The 1636-nt window shown below is 39.3% G+C and carries 2 protein-coding genes; both read right to left on the reverse strand.

The window, feature by feature from the left end; translation table 11 throughout:
* On the reverse strand, nt 1–1303 hold a 1303-nt coding region (locus P3R27_RS15230; RefSeq protein WP_438839296.1), incomplete at its 3' end, for a BspA family leucine-rich repeat surface protein.
* A gap of 1 nt (nt 1304) precedes the next feature.
* A partial coding sequence (locus tag P3R27_RS14265; protein WP_301357398.1) for a DUF3324 domain-containing protein occupies nt 1305–1636 on the reverse strand: 332 nt, incomplete at its 5' end.

Raw genomic sequence — 1636 nt, forward strand, 5'->3', positions numbered from 1 at the left:
TCGACGTATTCCAATTGGAAACATTTAGGGTTTCTAGATTCCTTGCACCACTGAACATCCATCCCATATTGGTAACGTTCGACGTATTCCAATTGGAAACATCTATCACTTGTAAACTTTCGGCATTCTGAAACATTACTCGCATATTGGTAACGTTCGACGTATTCCAATTGGAAACATTTAGGGTTTCTAGATTCCTTGCACCATTAAACATAAATGACATATCAGTAACATTCGACGTATTCCAATTGGAAACATCTATCACTTGTAAACTTTCGGCATTCTGAAACATTAATCCCATATTGGTAACGTTCGACGTATTCCAATTGGAAACATTTAGGGTTTCTAGATTCCTATTACTATTAAACATAAGTGACATATCAGTAACTTTCGAGGTGTCCCACGATGAAAGGTCTAACGTTTTTATACTGTTCGTTCCACCAAACATATTATACATACTAGTGACATTCGACGTATCAAATCTTCCAATATTGTCAATTCTTTCCAAATTTGGCAATGACCAAAATAGCCAACCTGAATCTGCCGGCAGGATCACTCTATTCCCGACTATAATTCTTACAACATCTGTATGGATTCTCCATGGGCTTGAGTTTACAGATCCAGCAGTTCCTCCCTGCAAGGTAATCGTACGCGTGGATGGTGACCAGCTCCAACTCACGGTTCCCCACGTACCATTTCTGGCAGCGTCGATCCGATGATCTTCAATTTCCTGATTGGTATTCATTTCATCCTCTACTATTGATTCTACAGTATTCGATGGTTCTTTTTCTTCTGAAGAAATAATTTCTTGCTCAGTCGTTTGTTGACTCTCCTCTGGTTGAATGTTAAGCATCGTTTTTGATTTTCCAACCGTTATTTCATATGTTCCTTCTTTTTCTACAACTAGTGGAATGGAAAAGGTCACTTGTGGAGAATTCGCCTTTACCTGCCACTGATTTCCTTCTATATTGGCGAATTGAATATCGGCAGATTGCTGGTCTTCTACGATACTGACTCCCTTCGGGAGATCCATCATAAACTCGGAAACTTCTTGACTGACATGTACGACTAATAAGAACTGTTGACCTGCCGTATATGACTCTTTATTTTCTTCGAATGAAAAAGTAGGCGCCTGTGTTTCTGTCGTATTTTCCAGTTGATCCAATAATTCAGGTTCTTTCGGTAGTGCTTTGGACTGCTCGATAGCGAAGATAGGTGTACTCGTTGAAATCACTGGAAAAAAGATCGAATGAAAACAAAGAAGACTAGTACTTGCCACGACTAAGACCCTTTTTATTTTCATTTTACTGATCCTCCTCATTTTTTTCAGCTCTTCGTTTCTTAATAAGTAGCCAAACGATAATCAACAACAACAGAATAATCAGGCTAATCACTGCAACGATCCACCAATTAATACTTGAATCAATCGTGACATCTTTCTGATTCAATGCTCGAGCTTCGTCCGCCTCGATCGTAAATTTCCGTTCCCATTGCCATTCCTCTTCTCCTGAACGTGCCGTCATTTTCAATAGATACTCTCCACTACGAAAGCGATCGCCTTCTAAAGAAATCGGAAAGTTGAAATTCGAGTTTGGCGCCATTTGCATTTGTTCTTGACTGGCTTGGTATAAAATTT

The sequence above is a fragment of the Enterococcus spodopteracolus genome, from assembly GCF_030441955.1.
Classification (GTDB): domain Bacteria; phylum Bacillota; class Bacilli; order Lactobacillales; family Enterococcaceae; genus Enterococcus_B; species Enterococcus_B spodopteracolus.